This is a genomic window from Kribbella sp. NPDC051770, assembly GCF_040681455.1.
In the GTDB taxonomy this organism is placed as follows: Bacteria; Actinomycetota; Actinomycetes; order Propionibacteriales; family Kribbellaceae; genus Kribbella.
The window spans coordinates 430,851-445,341 of record NZ_JBFAYT010000006.1; the positions used below are offsets into that span (position 1 = coordinate 430,851).

Here is a 14,491-nt window from a genome sequence, read left to right on the forward strand (position 1 = left end):
TCTCCTTCGGGTGGTCGAGAGCCATGACAAAATTGACAAAATTGACAGAAATCGGCTTTTCGTCGTTTTTGTCAGGGGGTTCGCAGGGTGAGGGGGTGGACTTCGTAGGCGATGGAGGGGCGGCCCCGGCCGGGCTTGGCGTCGCTGGTCTTGAGCCGGATGTGTCCGTGGTCGGTGAGGACTGCGAGGGCTGGTTCGAGGTCGGCCGCGGTGGCGAATCGAGTGCGGCCTTGGAGTGAGCGGAGGGCATCTCTGCGGGTGAAGGTGTCGTGACCTTGGTCGGTGATCCAGGCGAGGACTTCGCGGGCGTCCTCGAGGTCGGGGTGGGATCGGCCCATGAGGTCGTAGACGGCTAGGGCGTGGTCGAGGTAGTAGCGGCCGATGCGTTCGGCGGCGTGCATGATGTCGGCGGTGATGGGGGTGGCGTAGCCGGTGGTGAAGGTGTGGGCGAGGTGGAGCAGTGCGGCGAGCCGGACGACGGCTCCGGCGAGCTTGGAAGCCCAGTCAGTGATGGGTGCGAGCTGCCCGGTTTGGGGGTGGAGTCGGGGTTCGATCCAGTCTTGGAAGTCGAGCAGGATTTGCCGCGCGTCGGGGGTGAGGTCGAGGTAGTGGGGGGTGTCGTTATCAGCCAGAAGCAGGACGAGAGTTCGAAGGGCGTCGCGGTAGGTGGTTTCGGTCGATTCGGGTACGGGGTCGGCTTGGTTGTCGCGCTGGCCGACGGTGTTGACTGGCAGGCTGTAGAGGATGCGCGCGAGGACGCCTCGGTCCCGGAATCCGGGCTGTGCGGCCAAGCCCTGCAGGGTTCCCGGCTGGGTGGTGACTCCGAGGGTCAGTGCGGGCCGGTCGATCGACTCGGACGCGCGGCCTTTGCGGTCGACCTGGAGCTTGTCGCCGGCGTGGCCCTTGAGGAACACCCCAAGGTTGGGCGCGGCGGAGTAGCGGGTGCCGGTGAGGGTGGCGAACACGTCACCTTCAGCCGACAGGACGGCCAACCGACCGCCGTGCGCAGCGAGCAGGGAAATGCAGGACTCCGGGGTCACGTCGTCGGTCATCAGCCGGGGGATCTCGGGTACGACGATCGCAGCGGCTTCCTTCGCGGCGGCCGTGGCATCGGCCAGCGCTTCCTGCGGGTTCGCAGAGGGTCGCTCGGCCTTGCGGGCCAGGTCTTCGGCGCGGGCGGTCGCGATCCGTGCCGCCAACTCGGCTTCAACCCGCACTGCCGCAGCGACCTCACCCAACGCGAGTTCGGCATCTGATAGCGGCGAGGTCATGGCCCGAAACACCGGCGACTTGCGCGAGCCGGGCGGCAGCGCGGTGACGGTGTAGAGGTTGACTTGCTCGACCCATGACCGGTCGACCTGCACGAGCACCTTGCCGCCTGCTGCCGTCGACAGGCACGCCAGCGCGACTGATCCGGCGAGATCGGTCGGCGTCTGGGTCGCTTCCGCGACGGCGGCCACCTGGTCGGCCAGCCACCCCGGGAACACCTCGACCGGGAACGGCCGCAGCAGCCGGTCAGTCTTCAGCGGCACGGGCGACCCATCCCAGACCGGCCCCGTGACCAGTGGCGAAGAGACGCGGCGTCGATCCACGCTGTCGTTTTGGGCAGGAATGGGCCGGATCGGGGTCGGCGGTTCGATCGGGCCCCACGGATCGTCTGGTGGCTCGGTCAGCGGCGGCAGCCAGTCAGGCAGGTGCTCGGCACTCATGCGGCGGCGATCCCTTCGTCACGGAACCCGCCGGTGATGGCGGCTGCGATGTCTCGGTCGCTTTGGGCGGCTTGGTGTCCTGCGTAGGTCAGTGCGGCGACGGCGTCGGTCTGGTCGAGTGCGCCGGCCGCGACCATCCGCGCGACGCCTCTAGCGGCGCCGTACAGCGTCGTACGGCGCTTGCCCTTCTTGGCGTGCAGTACGGCGTCGAGATGGGCGCTGAGGAGCTTGTCCGGGTGGGAGATGCCCCCCGCTCCGGTAGCCGTGGTCGGGACGCTCCGGCGTGGCGGCAAGTTGGCCGGCATGGGCGCAGGAAGGCACGCGGCCACGAGGGCGGGGGGCATCTCCATAACGTCGGCGGCGGTCGTTCCCCACATATACGGTCGATGGGTGCGGTGGTGGATTGATGGGGGCAGCACGACGTAGCCGCCGTCTGCTTTGACGTCGATCCCGGCCCGGTCCGGCATCGGCCGCGACGGCAAATCCTTGCCGGGGTGGCGGTAGTACAGGTGCAGGCCACCGGACCCGGTGTGGACGTGCAGGGTGCGCGGCACGAGCCGATCAGCCATCAACCCAGACAGGCTGGCGTCGCCGCCGTGCGCGGGGTCCACATCGATCACGGCCAGGCCGGACACGGCGCCGGTGCGTACGGCGAGCTGTCCACCGGGAACAGCGGTGACGATCGCAGCGAGCCGGGCCGGGTCGGTGGTGGCGGCGTAGAACCCGTGGCAGGTCAGGTGCCCGCAGCTCGCCGGGTCGTGAGCGTCCTTCGGGCAGTCGGCGCAGTTGGCGACCGGTCGCTTGGAGAGTCCGAGCATGAACACCGGCCAGCCACGCCCGGCCGCGTCGAGCGCGGCGTTGAGGATCGGCGTCGGTGTGGTCATCGTGGTTCTCCCTTCTGTGGTTGGGGTCTAGGCGGCGGCGGTGGCGTAGCGGTCGCTGGTCATGCACTGGTCGCAGCGGCCGTCAGAGGTGGGGATGCAGTAGTCGGCGATCCGGCCGCATTGCCCGCAGGTCCGGCGGGCTTGCATGGCCTTGTCCAGTGCGTTGAGCTGAGCCGGGGAAGCGACTCGGGACGGACGCGCCAGGTCGAGCCGGTAGAGCCACGCCCACGCCTTGCCGTTGCGCCACACCAGCACCGCGTACGGCGGTTGTCCGCCCGGGCACATCCGCAGTGCCCGGAGCTGGCGGCGGGTGGCGAGCCCGGCGGGCGCCCAACGGAACTTGAAGACGGGCGTGCCGTGGTGGTCCCAGCCGAGTGCCTGTTTGCCGTTCCACAGCTCGATCCAGCGCGACGCGGCCGGGTGCAGGCTCGCCCGGTCCATCAGCGGCGCGGCCATCAGCGGTTGGCCTTGCGGTCGAGCAGACGGCGACCGATGCGGAGGCGGCGCCCGGTGCCCTTGCAGCGCGGGCAGTTGCGGAACGCCTTGCGGCCGGGGGCGGGCCGGGTGCCTGTCCCGTTGCAGCGGTTGCACTTGGCGAAGGGCCACAGACGGCACGTGACGAGGTAGCCCAGCCAGACGAGCACGAGCGCGACCAGCAGGGCCAGCGTGTAGACGAGACGGCGGGCGGCTGGGGTTGCGGCCAGAGTTGCGATGATGACGACGTACGCGATGCCGGGCATTCGGTCACCTTCTGTAGTCAGATGTGGGCGTGACGGGCTACGGCGAGCACCTGCCGGTGTCGGCCGATCGGGCTTTGAGTGGGACGGTTAGCTGCCGGTGATCGGGTTAGGTTCCTAACTCGTCCGGCCGGTGGGGGCTAATGTGGCTCTGACCTGCGGAAAGTTACCGAGTGAGGCGAGTTAACCGGGGCCGGAAATCCGCTGGTCAGAGGCAGATTTGAGCGGTCTCCGACCCCGTCGAGCGGGCTAACTCGCCAGCGGGTCGGCGTCCTCGGCGCCGTCGTCCGCGCTGGTCGCGGCCTGGTCGCGCCGGACGATTGCCTCACGGACGGTAGTCGGGTCGAGGGGGTAGCGGTTGCCGGTCGAGGGGACCTTGATCCCGTGCTCAGCCGCGAGCTGGTCGCGCAGCGCCTTGCCGGTTAGGCTCCGGTACGGCGTCCAGGTCGGCGCCAGCCGCTTCAGCAGCGCGGGCACGTCCGCGATCGGTCGCGGGTCCTCTCCAAGGACCTCGTCCAGGTCGGCCAGCAGGTCGCGGGACTCGACCGCGATCGGCTGGCTGTCCGGGATCGTCTTGCCCAGCTTGGCGATCGCGTCGAGCGACCGCTTGATCAGCGGCGTGACCTGGTCATTGCTCTTGGCAACGTCGAGGTAGTACCACTGCAGGATCTCCGACCGCTCGCCGGTGAAGCCCTTGACCACGGCGGTGCCCTTGTCGGTGCCGGGGATCAGCTCGGTGGCCCGGTGCCCGGCGGCGTAGGCGCCCTGCCCGAGCAGCGCGTCATTGGCCACGTGGTCACCGACCGCGAACGCGATGCCGTTGGAGCAGTTCCGGGTCACGTCACGCGGCATCGAATCGCGGGTCGGGGCTTGGGTCGAGACGATCATGTGGATACCGCGCTTGCGACCCAGCTTGACGATCTCGACCAGCAGTTTCGCGATCTCCTTGCCATAGGTGTCGTCAGTGATCGCGACGTGGGCTTCTTCCAGCAGGCAGACCAGCGGGTGCAGCCCGACGCCGGCCGAAGCGAGTTCACGGGTGACGGCGGGGACCTCGAAGTCGATCAGCAACTGACCGCGTCGCTGGACTTCCTCGTGAACGTTCACGAGCTGGTCACGGATGGCTTTCATGGATTCGTCGTCGGCGCCCATCACGTAGGACGCGCAGCGCGGCTTGAAAACCTCGAAGTCAAAGTTCGTGTCCGGCACCCAGATCCGCAGCTCAGCGGTCGGGTCGAGCGCGCACCCGGCCATGATCGCCCGGGCCGCCGACGACTTGCCCTGACCGGGCATGCCGCCAGCCATCGTGTTGCGTTCCATGATCGGCGCGAGCATCGCGTCACCCCGCAGCGTCTTCCCGGCCGGGACACCCTTGAACACGTCCACCAGACCGTCAGTGAGCAGCGGGTACTCACCGGCGCCCTCAGCCAGCGCGCCCTTGTCCGCAATCCACACGTCCAAGATTCCGGCTTCGCTGCCAGTGGTCGGCCAGACCTCCTTAGCGGCCCGGTGCAGGCCGGTGGCCAGGTCACCACGGCGGCGCGCGATCTTCTCCGCCGTCACACCGGCAGGCAGCCGCAAGACGGCGTGCGTGCCGCGACCATCAACGCGGGCGGGGGTGATGAACTGGAGCTTGAGCCCAGACTTCAGGTACTGGGTGATTGCCGGAATCCGTAGTGCCTCAAGGGCTTTCGCGATCGTGGTTTCATCGATCGCCACGTCCCACGCGGCGTCGGAGGTGGTGACCAGCCACGAGGGCGGCTCAGCTCGCCGCTTGCCCTCGCGCCACGCGGCCAGCGTGAGCAGGAACGGCAGCGCGACGCTGAACAGTCCCCACACGAACGCACCGGCCCCGATCAGGAACCCGATCACGCCGAAGAACCCGAGCCACACACCGGTGAACGAGCCGTGGCCGGTGGCCTTGGTCAGAATCGCAATCACCAGCACGAGGAACGGCACCCCGACGACCGCCGCGACGGCGACCTTCAGCACACCCCACGCAAGCTTGGGAACGTCCATCAGCCGCCGGTGACGGCGGTCGGTCGCGGACTCCTTGCGGTCGGTCCACTCCTTCAGCGCCTCGCGGTCCCCGACCAGCTCAGCGGCCTTGATCTGGCGCCGGTAGACGCCCATGGTCGAGGCATCCCAGGCGCGCTTGGCCCACGACTCCACACCCTGCACGACAGTGAAGCCCTCGCGCAGCACGACCTTGCCTGCGGTCTTGGTCTTGTCGTGCGTCGAGACCTTGACCACCGCACGGGTCGCGACCTGCGTACCGGACACTGCCCGGCGCAGGACGACGGCCCCGCGGCTGTTCAGTCGCCGGTCCAGCTCGGCCGACTCCTCCTCGGACAGGATCTCGCCCTCGATCACCTCACCGGCATCCGGCACGGTCTCCGGGGTGACCCGCTCGGCCTGTCCCTGCACGATGCCGGGGTCGGCGGCGGTCGTGGGGTCTTCGTCGTCGTGGTGAAGCTTGTGCACGTTGTCCATCAGCCGACTCCTTGCCATCAGGCCGCGATCCGGGCGGGTTCGCCCGGCGCTGCCGCGTCGTGGGTGGTGGTCTCAGGGGTGGTCAGTTCGGTCCGGACGGCAGCGGCGACTTTGGCCGACAGGCCGGTAGAACAGCCGGTCGTGTGCCGTGCCCATGCGGGGGTGATCTGGTCAGGTGCCGTGTCCGGCTCGACAACGGCCAGGGCGTCGGCGACGTAGTCGGCCAGCAGCTTCCGCCCGGACGGCTTGGCAGGCTTCCTGCGTGGCTTAGAGGACTTGCGGGGAGCCTTGGGCGCCAGGACCGGTGCCGATGTCTCCTCGGTCGCTTCAGGCGCCGGCTCCGGGGCTTCGGCAACGGCAGGCTCTTCGGTCTCGGCAGGCGCCGGGTCGAGGGCGGGAGATGCCCCCGCCTCCGGGGCGGCCAGTGCGGCGGCCTGCTCAGCGCGCAGGACAGCTTCGGTCAGCCGGTCGCGCAGAACCGGAGCGGTCTCGGCAGCGCACAAGATCAGCAGCGGCGGCACCGAGTGCAGCACGATCCCGGCCGCGTCCAGGGCCACCCAGGAGTGCCAGGTGTTCATCGTGAACGTGGCCGCGAACGCGTACCACTTCGTCGCCGTGACCCACCGGCCGATCTGCGGGACCTGGTAGCGGGCGGTGATCTGCTCAGCCCGAAGAACCGCAATCAGAACCAGCGAGACCATCGGGTCTAGGAGCCATGCGGCGACCCAGGGCAGGGACCCGACCGGTGCGCCATCGGCGGCGAACGCCTGAACGTTGACCATCGTGAACGCCAGACCCAGCACGATCCCGGCCCACATCAGTACGTCGACCTGCGTACGGATCGACTCGACCCGCAGCGCGACCACGTCAGGGTGAGTGGACAGCGCCCGGACCTGCGACGCCTCCGCAGCAGTCGTGCGCAAACGGTCCACGCTCGACGGCTTCGAAACGGCCGGCATAGCCGCCGGGGACTGCGCGAGCTCGCTCATCGGATGCCCTCCTGACCGCTGATGACGCGCCGGGCGTCGGTGAGGAACTGGTCCAGGACCCACAGGTCTCCGCAGGCCGTGGCGGCCTCCGCCGACACCTCACCGGCGGGGCGCATCTCCCCACCCAGCACGAAGGCGGCCAGGTGCTCGAAGTGCGCGACCAGCTCGACGCCCACGCCGTCAGCCGTGTCGATGCCAAGTCGCTCCGCCCACGCCTGCGGCAGGCTCGCCACGCGGCGGCTCACCGGGAACCACCCCCGCTGACCGCCTGGCCAACCGCGATCCACGCGTCCCGCAGCGTCTCCGCCGCAGCGACCAAACGGCCGCGACGCCAGATGACCCACACCGGCCGCTCGGAGATCTCCGAGCGGTACCGGATGACGTCGTGAGCCTCGATCTGCCAGTGACCCTCACCAACACATTCCGCTTTCAGGCCCAGAGCTTCGGGCTCCTGGCCGTTCACAGGATCACCGTCAGCAAGGCCGCAGCGAACAAGCACAGGTGGTGGAACGACTGGTCGAGCGCGTAGCCAGCGGTCCCGAGCGACGGGTTATCGTCGTACTCGTTGCCGTTGCGGTCAAGGCCGTTGCGGGGGACTCCCAGCCGCAGGAAGTCGGCCTTGCCGATCCAGCGGGCGAAGCGCTCCAGGTGCACCCGCCGGTCGGCCAGGTAGTGCGTGGCGGCCGACAGGAACTGACCGGCCGCGAAGCCCATCCAGCTCAGCTCCAGGTCGAGCACCTGCCAGACCAGCAGACCGAACAGGATGGTGGCGGCGGTGTAGGTGGCGACGTGGCGCAGACAGGCAAGCGCGCCGACCCACCCCGGCTTGCCCTTGCTCATGGCCTGGTGATGGGTCTGGATCCAGTGGTCGGCCACCGTGTGGGCGGCCAGCAGAGCCGCGAGGTAGGCGGCAAAGGCAACGGCGGTCATGCCACTACCTCCGATTCCGAATCCTGGGCGGCCAGCTCGCGGCGGGTCGCCAGCACGCGGCGCTCAGCGCGGCGCACCCGGCGGCGGTCCAGAACCGACGCGGTCGGTTCGGTGTTGATCTCGCGGATTTCGGCGTCCAGCAGATCCAGCTCGGCCGCGATCAGCGGCCATTCCGCCTCGATCGCCGCCAGATCAGCCGGGCTCGGCTCATCGCTGGCGACGACCGAAAGGTGGATGATGCTCATGGGTTGTGCTCCTCTTCAGATGGTTAGTGCGACCCAGACGCCTCGGCGGGTGCCTCCGCCGGGGCGTCGCTGTATCTGACCTTCACTGTCTAGCTAGCCCGGCTAGGTTGGCTAGCCAGGTCCTGCAAGAGAAGAGTTGCATAGCCTGGCTAGCCAGGTCAAGCATCGAGACCGGAACTGCCTAGCCTGCCTAGTCAGCTAGTAGTCTTGGGTGCATGGAGCAGCAGATAGACCTGTCCGACCCGCGCCCGCCCTTCAAGCAGGTCGCCAATGCGCTGCGCGCGGCGATCCTCACCGGGAAGGTAAAGCCGGGGGAAAAGTTGCCATCACAGAATGAGTTGGCGACGCAATACGGCGTTGCTCGAATGACGATTCAGCAGTCATTGCGCATTCTTCGCGATGAGGGCCTGATCGTTTCGCGGGTCGGAAGCGGGGTCTACGTACGAGAACAGGCCGACCAGGCGGTTGGGCTGCGCCCGCACATCGAAAAGGCATTCGAGCGAGACGTCGTGCGAATCGACTTCGCTGGCCTGACTGGTGAGACTTTGCTTGGCGCGCTCGAAGAACCGATCGACCGAATTAGGCGTGGCCGGATCACTCCGCAATCGATCAATATTCGGATGCTCCTGCCGGATCTGACGCAGCCGATTGCCGTTCCCTCCCGGGCGGGGGAGAACCCAGGCGATGATCCCGCTGTACGGGCAAGAATGGCGGGTATCGCGCATCGCTCGGCTGGTGAAATCATCCAGTCGGTGCGAGAGTTGGGGGAGCTCGGCCTAGTGCCGGCGGTGGCTGTGGAGGCTCGGGTTGTCGTGGGCCTTCCAATGATGTTCAAGCTTTACGCGCTTAACGACGAGGAGATCTTCTTCGGCTTTTATCCTGTCGTGGAACGGGAAGTTGAAATTGACGGAAGCCCGGTTCCGACATTTGATGCAGTCGGAAAAGACACGGTGCTGTTCCATCACACTCTTAGCGATAATGATCAGGCCACCGGATCGCAATACGTTGACCAGGCGCGACGATGGTTTGACAGCCTTTGGGGAACGCTGGGGCAGGTTCGCGAACTGTGACTGTTGAAGACCTAAGCCACGTTCTCTCCGCGGCCAAAGTGGTGTTGTTCGACTTCGACGGACCGATCTGTTCGGTGTTCGACGGTTACCCGGCGCCAAGGATTACGGAAGAGCTTCGGCAGTTGGCCGGCATCGTTCGAGATGACCTAGTGGACGCTCTCGCGAAGGCCTCTAGTCCTCATGATCTCCTTCTCGCCACTGCGGATGACCAGGTTCTGGCTAGGCGGATCGAGGAAGCTCTACAGGACGCGGAGATGAGGGCGGTGGAGTCGGCGCTGCCGACTCCTGGGGCGGCCGACTGCCTGGCTGCCTGTCGTCGCACGGCCAGGAAGGCGGCAATCGTGAGCAACAACTACGCCGGGTCGGTCCGGAGCTACCTCGCCAGAGCTGGACTCGCAGACCTGATCATGCACGTCGAGGGCCGCGATCCGGGAAACCCGAATCTAATGAAGCCGAGTCCGCACCTCATCGAGAAGGCAGCACAGGCGCTTGATGTCGCTGCGGCTGACTGCGTCTTCATTGGCGATCAGACGAGTGACATGGAGGCTGGTCGTGCCGCTGGCGCTCGCACGGTCGGCTACGCGAACAAGCCGGGCAAGGCCGACGCTCTGGCCGCTGCCGGCGCCGACGTCATTGTTGAGACGATGACTGAACTCGCTACTTCCATCCGATGACAGCGAGTCTCGGCCGAGCTCGACTGCAGCGGAGAGCGCCGACGGCACCCGACGTGATGGCATGGGGGCCAAAACTAGGGATTAACTCACCGATCCACACGATTCGCGTTCGGCTGTCCCAAATTCTGTTCGTGGCGCGACAGTGGGGAATGTGCCTCATGCGAACTATGCCTGCTGCGACGAGTCGGCTAACTCAATCGTGTGATGGGAAGCGAAGCGAGCCGGTCAGTCAAGCGTTGGTAATGCGAGCTGGCTAGATATGGGCGTAAATCACTCCAATTTGTCATGATTCGTTCGACTGCTGATCGTACTTGGAGTCTAGCATTTGAAACACCGAAGTCAGTTCGAATCGCGAGGGCATCGAAGCTGTTAATGTCGACGTCCGTGAACGACTTCGAATCGTTCAGATTCAGTCCGAGATCATCTTCTGCAACATATAAGACCGTCGGTAGGACGTCATAAAGAGGGCTGATTGTCGGAGTTTTGCCGTCGAGATATTGGAACGCCCAGTTCTTGAGATGGGCATCCCCATTCCCGACGATGACATTCAGTACGAGTCGATCAATCACGGTGGCGACGGTTCCAACGCCTGTTAGCTGGGCAACATAGTCCGCTACGGTCTCGAAGTTCGCCGACTTGTACTTCGCGCCCTCCCGTGCTGTGGGTATATCGATTATCTGCGCGAGTTCTTCCATGTGGATTCGATGGTCATTGGGGCCGCGGTCGAATCTGGAGACTGCCAATATTGGCAGGTTGCCCGCCCAGGGAATCCATTTCTCCAAGCCTTCGATATCAGAGACCGAGATGAGTGAGGCTTCGGCCGTCTCAATGCCCGAAGATCTGGCAAGCTCTAGGGAGCCAAATTCCGCCTCCGGCACGCCTTCGAACCCTGGCCTTCCGTCCGGAAGCTTTGCAATAATATTGCCCGCGGTGCCCTTGGCTGGAATTGTTAGGCCACGCTCGTCCGAAAAGATTGAGTACTTTAGCTGTGCGCCGGCAAGACTGAACTTCAGCAACGGGTCCTCGTTGATGGCAGGTTCTTCCAGGCGATCTGGAGGAACCTCATAACTTAAGCCATCAGTCAATGCCGGGATCGCTCTGACGGCGCCAGGTAGGTCGCTCTGGCCCAATCGCCGCAGAAGTTCAAACTCTCGAACGCCGTTTACCTCGGCTGCAAGTGCGACGGCTTCGCGCAGTCTGCCCTCGGGAAGCAGGTGCGAAAACCAGCGAGGCAGCGCTACGTGTGTTCTCGGTCGGAAGCGTCGTCCATGCTCCTCGAATATCTGACCAAGGACTGGGCGATTCGAAAGCTCCCAATACGAGGGGATAAATTCAAACCAGTTGTTCGGAAACCTATTTTTGAGTAGGCCGACATCTATCCAAGATCCGGATGGATCCTGGATTTGGATAAGAAGCGCAGAGCCTTCCTCGGTCATGCCCGATCCTCGTGCGCTCCGTCGGTGCTGATCTGGCGTAAAGGTGGACGAATAATGCCGCCCGGTTCGAGGCGGCTGTCTAGGAATTTATAAGACAACTCCGACAGCGCTTCGCCCCGCTTCTTTAGGAATAGCGGGTGATTGTCGACCTGCAAAGCTGTGTATGACGCCTCGTCTATCAAGTGGCTGTCGAGGATTCTCGCACTTCTCACTCTTGTGATCGGCGTCGAATCGACCGGCCAGAAGCTCCTCGCGGCAGCGTTTGATCTGATGCCGGGGATGAGTTGGGTGACGGCTTCGGTGCCATACTTTTCAATCTCCCTTGCAATATTCACTTGTTTCTCATTCTCGTCCAATGGATTGAGTGAGGCAAGTGCAAGCAAGATCAGTCGAGGATTGGCGTACTTTGTGTTGAAGCCTTCCAGCGGAAGTCGGGGAGCCTCGCGATCCGGGGTGTACTCAAGGAGTGCCTTTAGTGCGTCGTATTCTGATGGTGCGGCGTTCGGTGAGTACAACTCGGGGTTCACGGAACGTATCGCGCGACGAAGTACGGGTGTCTGACCGCCTTCGCGCCCAAATCCGTGCACCCATCCCCGCCATAGCCATCGCGCCAATAGGCGTCGGTTCCATGGCTGTGGTTCGGGGTGCAGGTGAAAATAGGCCGCTAGCACTGGCAGCGGGAGAGTGTTCGGCATCATGAGTAGATGTGGCACGCCCTCTTCTCGCAGAAATCTGATTGCGCGAGTGAGCGCCACCTCGGCGTAATCAAACCAATCGGACGGCTTCTCGCTGGTCTTGAACTCCGTGCGAATATCACGTTGAACGTCGCCGCCGCGGATTGCCAGCAGTGTCTGTACTATTCGGCCTTCGTCGATCGAGCCGAAGCCCAGCTTACTAAGCGAGGCTGAAACTGTCGCGGGGCTATTAGGCTCCTCCCCGCCAGCAAACAAGGCGTGGAATACCTCAGCTCGACTGATCGGCTTGCCGGCAGAGTTGACTCTGTCGAATACTTCTCGGAGAAGATCTTGGTTATCTCCGGTCACGATGTAGGCGGGTATTCGATAGTCTCTAATGGCGCCGCCGAGGCGATCTGCCAAGTCAAAATCATCGGGTTCAAGCTCGTCGACATGACGACGCAGCCATTGTAGAAGAGATCGAGTCTCTAAGGCTTCGCGTACAGGAATCGCGCGATTCGGAACTACGCCGCCTCGCTGGCTGATGAATTGCTGAGTTTCGAGGTCAAAATAGATCTCGAAAGTTTCATCATTCGACTTGTGCGAAGGGGAGAGAGCTGCGAAGAGAGAGGTGATTCGCTGTTGCCCGTCAACTACCCAGTAGGCATCCGACCTGTTGTCGACCTCGATATCAATAGGGCCGAGTGATATTTTCCCAGCTTCGGCCTCATGTCGCCATAGGAGAAGGGTGCCAATTGGGAAACCGCGGTAGATGCTGTCGAACAGGCGGCGGATATCCTGTGCGCGCCAGGCGAAGTGACGCTGGAATGTCGGCACGCGGACGCTGCCGTCACCCGCAAGTTCGACAATCTCAGGGATCGTGAAGCTGCCAGCGCCGGAGCCGTCTAGAGGGATGCTTCCCGCCATTGTGGTTCCTTCCTTTGCATGTGCTGTCCACTCTATCTCTCGCCTATGTCGACACCCGTTGGTTCCAATGGCAAGTCCAGGATCCAGTCGACGTGGTCTGGGGCTGAAGGGGCGCAGCGTCGGTTGAGCTTTGCCGGCAGGTGTCGGGCCGAGCCGCTAGGTTCGTCGGGTGAGCGAGAACTGGGTGGAGCCACTGGGCGCGACAGCGACGCGTGGGCAGTTGATGGTGAAGTACGGCGGCGGGAGCCAGGGAGGCATTGAGGCGTCCGCGACCACGCCCAACGTGTTGGTCTACTCCGATCCGGCTGAGGGGGAGAAGCACGGCTACAACTATGACGGTTGGCTGCCGGACTACTCGGCTTTCCTGTACACCGGAGAAGGTCAGGTAGGAGATCAGGAGCTTGTTCGTGGCAACGAGCGCATCCTGCGCCATCGCCAGGAGGAGCGGACGCTGCGCTTGTTCAAGGCCTCAAGCGGCAAGCGGCCCGGCGGCAAGCTGCATCGGTACGTCGGTGAGTTCGAGCTAGACGCCAGTGATCCGTACAGCCGGCAGGAGGCGCCTGACCGCACAGGAACGATGAGATCGGTACTGGTCTTCCGGCTGCTTCCAGTCGGCGTGACCTCACGTGATGCCAAAGACGTTTCGCCGGTGCCTGTGACGCCTCCCGGCGCGGAGCTGGTCGCCGCGGAGCGAACCGACTCTGAGACGTACGACGTGAAGGCCGTGGACAAACGATCGGCTGAGCGTCGCGAGTCGCAGTTGGTGAAGGACTATAGGGCGTGGCTTGTCGCTCGAGGCCATGAGGTCAAGCGGTGGCGGATTCGTCCGCCAGGTGAGCTGCGGACCCTGTACACGGACCTCTACGACGTTACTGCGAACGAGCTGTTCGAGGCGAAGGGGACTGTCACCCGGAACGCGGTACGCCTCGCGATCGGGCAGTTGCTCGACTATTGCCGGCATGTCCCGAACGACGACACGCAGCTCACGGTCCTGCTGCCGTCGCGGCCCTCAGATGACTTGATCGACCTGATCGTTCATTGCCGAATGGCCTGCGTGTTCCGCGATTCGACGGGGTTTCTGCGTGTCCCTGTTCGGGCCTCTTGAGCCGCGGAAACGGGCTGCTCCCAAATACCTCCCGAAGAGCCAGCACTTGACGGTGTTTCCGCAGGTCAGGCGGGAGAGCGCATCTCGCCTGTAAATCTGTCGGCTTATGCCTACGCAGGTTCGAACCCTGCACCTGCCACAGGGCCTGAACAGCCCCTGATCCGTATGGATCGGGGGCTGTTCGCATTCACCCGGACTTGCTCCCGGCGTCGCCTAGCCTCGGGCGGGGCGAGGAGGGGTGGATGACGGTCGAGGACGAGGTGCGGGCGGTGTCGGCGGCGTTCGACGCCGTGCTGGTGGAGAACGACGCGGCAGCCATCGGGCGCTTCATGACCGCCGACTGGGTGTATGTCGGACCGACCGGTGCCGTTGCCCGAGCGGAGCTGCTCGGCTGGATCGAGTCCGGCCATCTGGTGCACCACACCATGCGGGTCATCGGCGACCAGCGCGTGGTGCGCGTCGGGGACACCGTCGTACTGACCGCCCGGAAGCCCAGCTCGGGGACCTGGGCCGGTACGCCGTACACGGCCGACGAGTGGATCACCGAGATCTACGTCCGTGTCGACGGCGACTGGCGGTGCGCCTTCAGTCAGAAGACCGACGCCGCCGACTAGCTGG

15 protein-coding genes are annotated in these 14,491 nt (G+C 64.8%); 4 read left to right on the forward strand and 11 right to left on the reverse strand.

Annotated elements, in window-relative coordinates; genetic code table 11:
* Positions 1-71: 71 nt before the first annotated feature.
* The 9 genes from AB0M01_RS22435 to AB0M01_RS22475 all read right to left on the reverse strand — a co-directional run bounded on the left by AB0M01_RS22435 (position 72) and on the right by AB0M01_RS22475 (position 7,987).
* On the reverse strand, positions 72-1,709 hold the full coding sequence (locus AB0M01_RS22435; RefSeq protein ID WP_363672410.1) for a YfjI family protein: 1,638 nt from the start codon (positions 1,707-1,709) through the stop codon (positions 72-74).
* Positions 1,706-2,593: a bifunctional DNA primase/polymerase gene (locus AB0M01_RS22440; RefSeq protein ID WP_363672412.1), complete on the reverse strand. Its 888-nt coding sequence runs from the start codon at positions 2,591-2,593 to the stop codon at positions 1,706-1,708. Before AB0M01_RS22440 ends, AB0M01_RS22435 begins: the two co-directional genes overlap by 4 nt.
* Before the next feature lie 27 nt (positions 2,594-2,620).
* The gene (locus AB0M01_RS22445; protein ID WP_363672414.1) at positions 2,621-3,049 is read right to left on the reverse strand and encodes an RRQRL motif-containing zinc-binding protein; all 429 of its coding nucleotides are present in this window, start codon (positions 3,047-3,049) and stop codon (positions 2,621-2,623) included.
* The gene (locus AB0M01_RS22450; RefSeq protein WP_363672416.1) at positions 3,049-3,333 is read right to left on the reverse strand and encodes a hypothetical protein; all 285 of its coding nucleotides are present in this window, start codon (positions 3,331-3,333) and stop codon (positions 3,049-3,051) included. The genes AB0M01_RS22445 and AB0M01_RS22450 overlap by 1 nt, the downstream gene beginning before the upstream one ends.
* Before the next feature lie 246 nt (positions 3,334-3,579).
* Positions 3,580-5,823 (reverse strand): cell division protein FtsK, encoded by a 2,244-nt coding sequence (locus AB0M01_RS22455; RefSeq protein WP_363672418.1) that lies wholly within the window; start codon positions 5,821-5,823, stop codon positions 3,580-3,582.
* Positions 5,824-5,840: 17 nt separating this feature from the next.
* Entirely contained in the window at positions 5,841-6,812 is a 972-nt protein-coding gene (locus tag AB0M01_RS22460; protein WP_363672420.1) for a hypothetical protein, read from the reverse strand.
* Positions 6,809-7,057: a hypothetical protein gene (locus tag AB0M01_RS22465; RefSeq protein WP_363672422.1), complete on the reverse strand. Its 249-nt coding sequence runs from the start codon at positions 7,055-7,057 to the stop codon at positions 6,809-6,811. The genes AB0M01_RS22460 and AB0M01_RS22465 overlap by 4 nt, the downstream gene beginning before the upstream one ends.
* A gap of 214 nt (positions 7,058-7,271) precedes the next feature.
* Positions 7,272-7,742, reverse strand: coding sequence for a transcriptional regulator (locus tag AB0M01_RS22470; RefSeq protein WP_363672424.1), 471 nt, complete (start codon positions 7,740-7,742; stop codon positions 7,272-7,274).
* The gene (locus AB0M01_RS22475; protein ID WP_363672426.1) at positions 7,739-7,987 is read right to left on the reverse strand and encodes a DUF6284 family protein; all 249 of its coding nucleotides are present in this window, start codon (positions 7,985-7,987) and stop codon (positions 7,739-7,741) included. The genes AB0M01_RS22470 and AB0M01_RS22475 overlap by 4 nt, the downstream gene beginning before the upstream one ends.
* A 215-nt stretch (positions 7,988-8,202) precedes the next feature.
* On the opposite strand from AB0M01_RS22475, the gene AB0M01_RS22480 reads away from it, so the two are divergent.
* Positions 8,203-9,057 carry a winged helix-turn-helix domain-containing protein gene (locus AB0M01_RS22480; RefSeq protein ID WP_363672428.1) on the forward strand — a complete coding sequence of 285 codons (855 nt, stop codon included), beginning with the start codon at positions 8,203-8,205 and terminating at the stop codon, positions 9,055-9,057.
* Positions 9,054-9,731, forward strand: coding sequence for an HAD-IA family hydrolase (locus tag AB0M01_RS22485; protein ID WP_363672430.1), 678 nt, complete (start codon positions 9,054-9,056; stop codon positions 9,729-9,731). The genes AB0M01_RS22480 and AB0M01_RS22485 overlap by 4 nt, the downstream gene beginning before the upstream one ends.
* A 188-nt stretch (positions 9,732-9,919) precedes the next feature.
* Here AB0M01_RS22485 and AB0M01_RS22490 read toward each other — a convergent pair whose 3' ends face one another.
* The gene (locus AB0M01_RS22490) at positions 9,920-11,167 is read right to left on the reverse strand and encodes a type II toxin-antitoxin system HipA family toxin (RefSeq protein ID WP_363672432.1); all 1,248 of its coding nucleotides are present in this window, start codon (positions 11,165-11,167) and stop codon (positions 9,920-9,922) included.
* Complete coding sequence (locus AB0M01_RS22495; RefSeq protein WP_363672434.1) at positions 11,164-12,768, reverse strand: DUF262 domain-containing protein; 1,605 nt, start codon at positions 12,766-12,768, stop codon at positions 11,164-11,166. The genes AB0M01_RS22490 and AB0M01_RS22495 overlap by 4 nt, the downstream gene beginning before the upstream one ends.
* A gap of 169 nt (positions 12,769-12,937) precedes the next feature.
* Here AB0M01_RS22495 and AB0M01_RS22500 point away from each other — a divergent pair, with 169 nt between their 5' ends.
* The gene (locus AB0M01_RS22500) at positions 12,938-13,873 is read left to right on the forward strand and encodes a hypothetical protein (RefSeq protein WP_363672435.1); all 936 of its coding nucleotides are present in this window, start codon (positions 12,938-12,940) and stop codon (positions 13,871-13,873) included.
* 242 nt (positions 13,874-14,115) lie between these two features.
* Positions 14,116-14,487, forward strand: coding sequence for a nuclear transport factor 2 family protein (locus AB0M01_RS22505; protein WP_363672437.1), 372 nt, complete (start codon positions 14,116-14,118; stop codon positions 14,485-14,487).
* Positions 14,488-14,491: the final 4 nt, after the last annotated feature.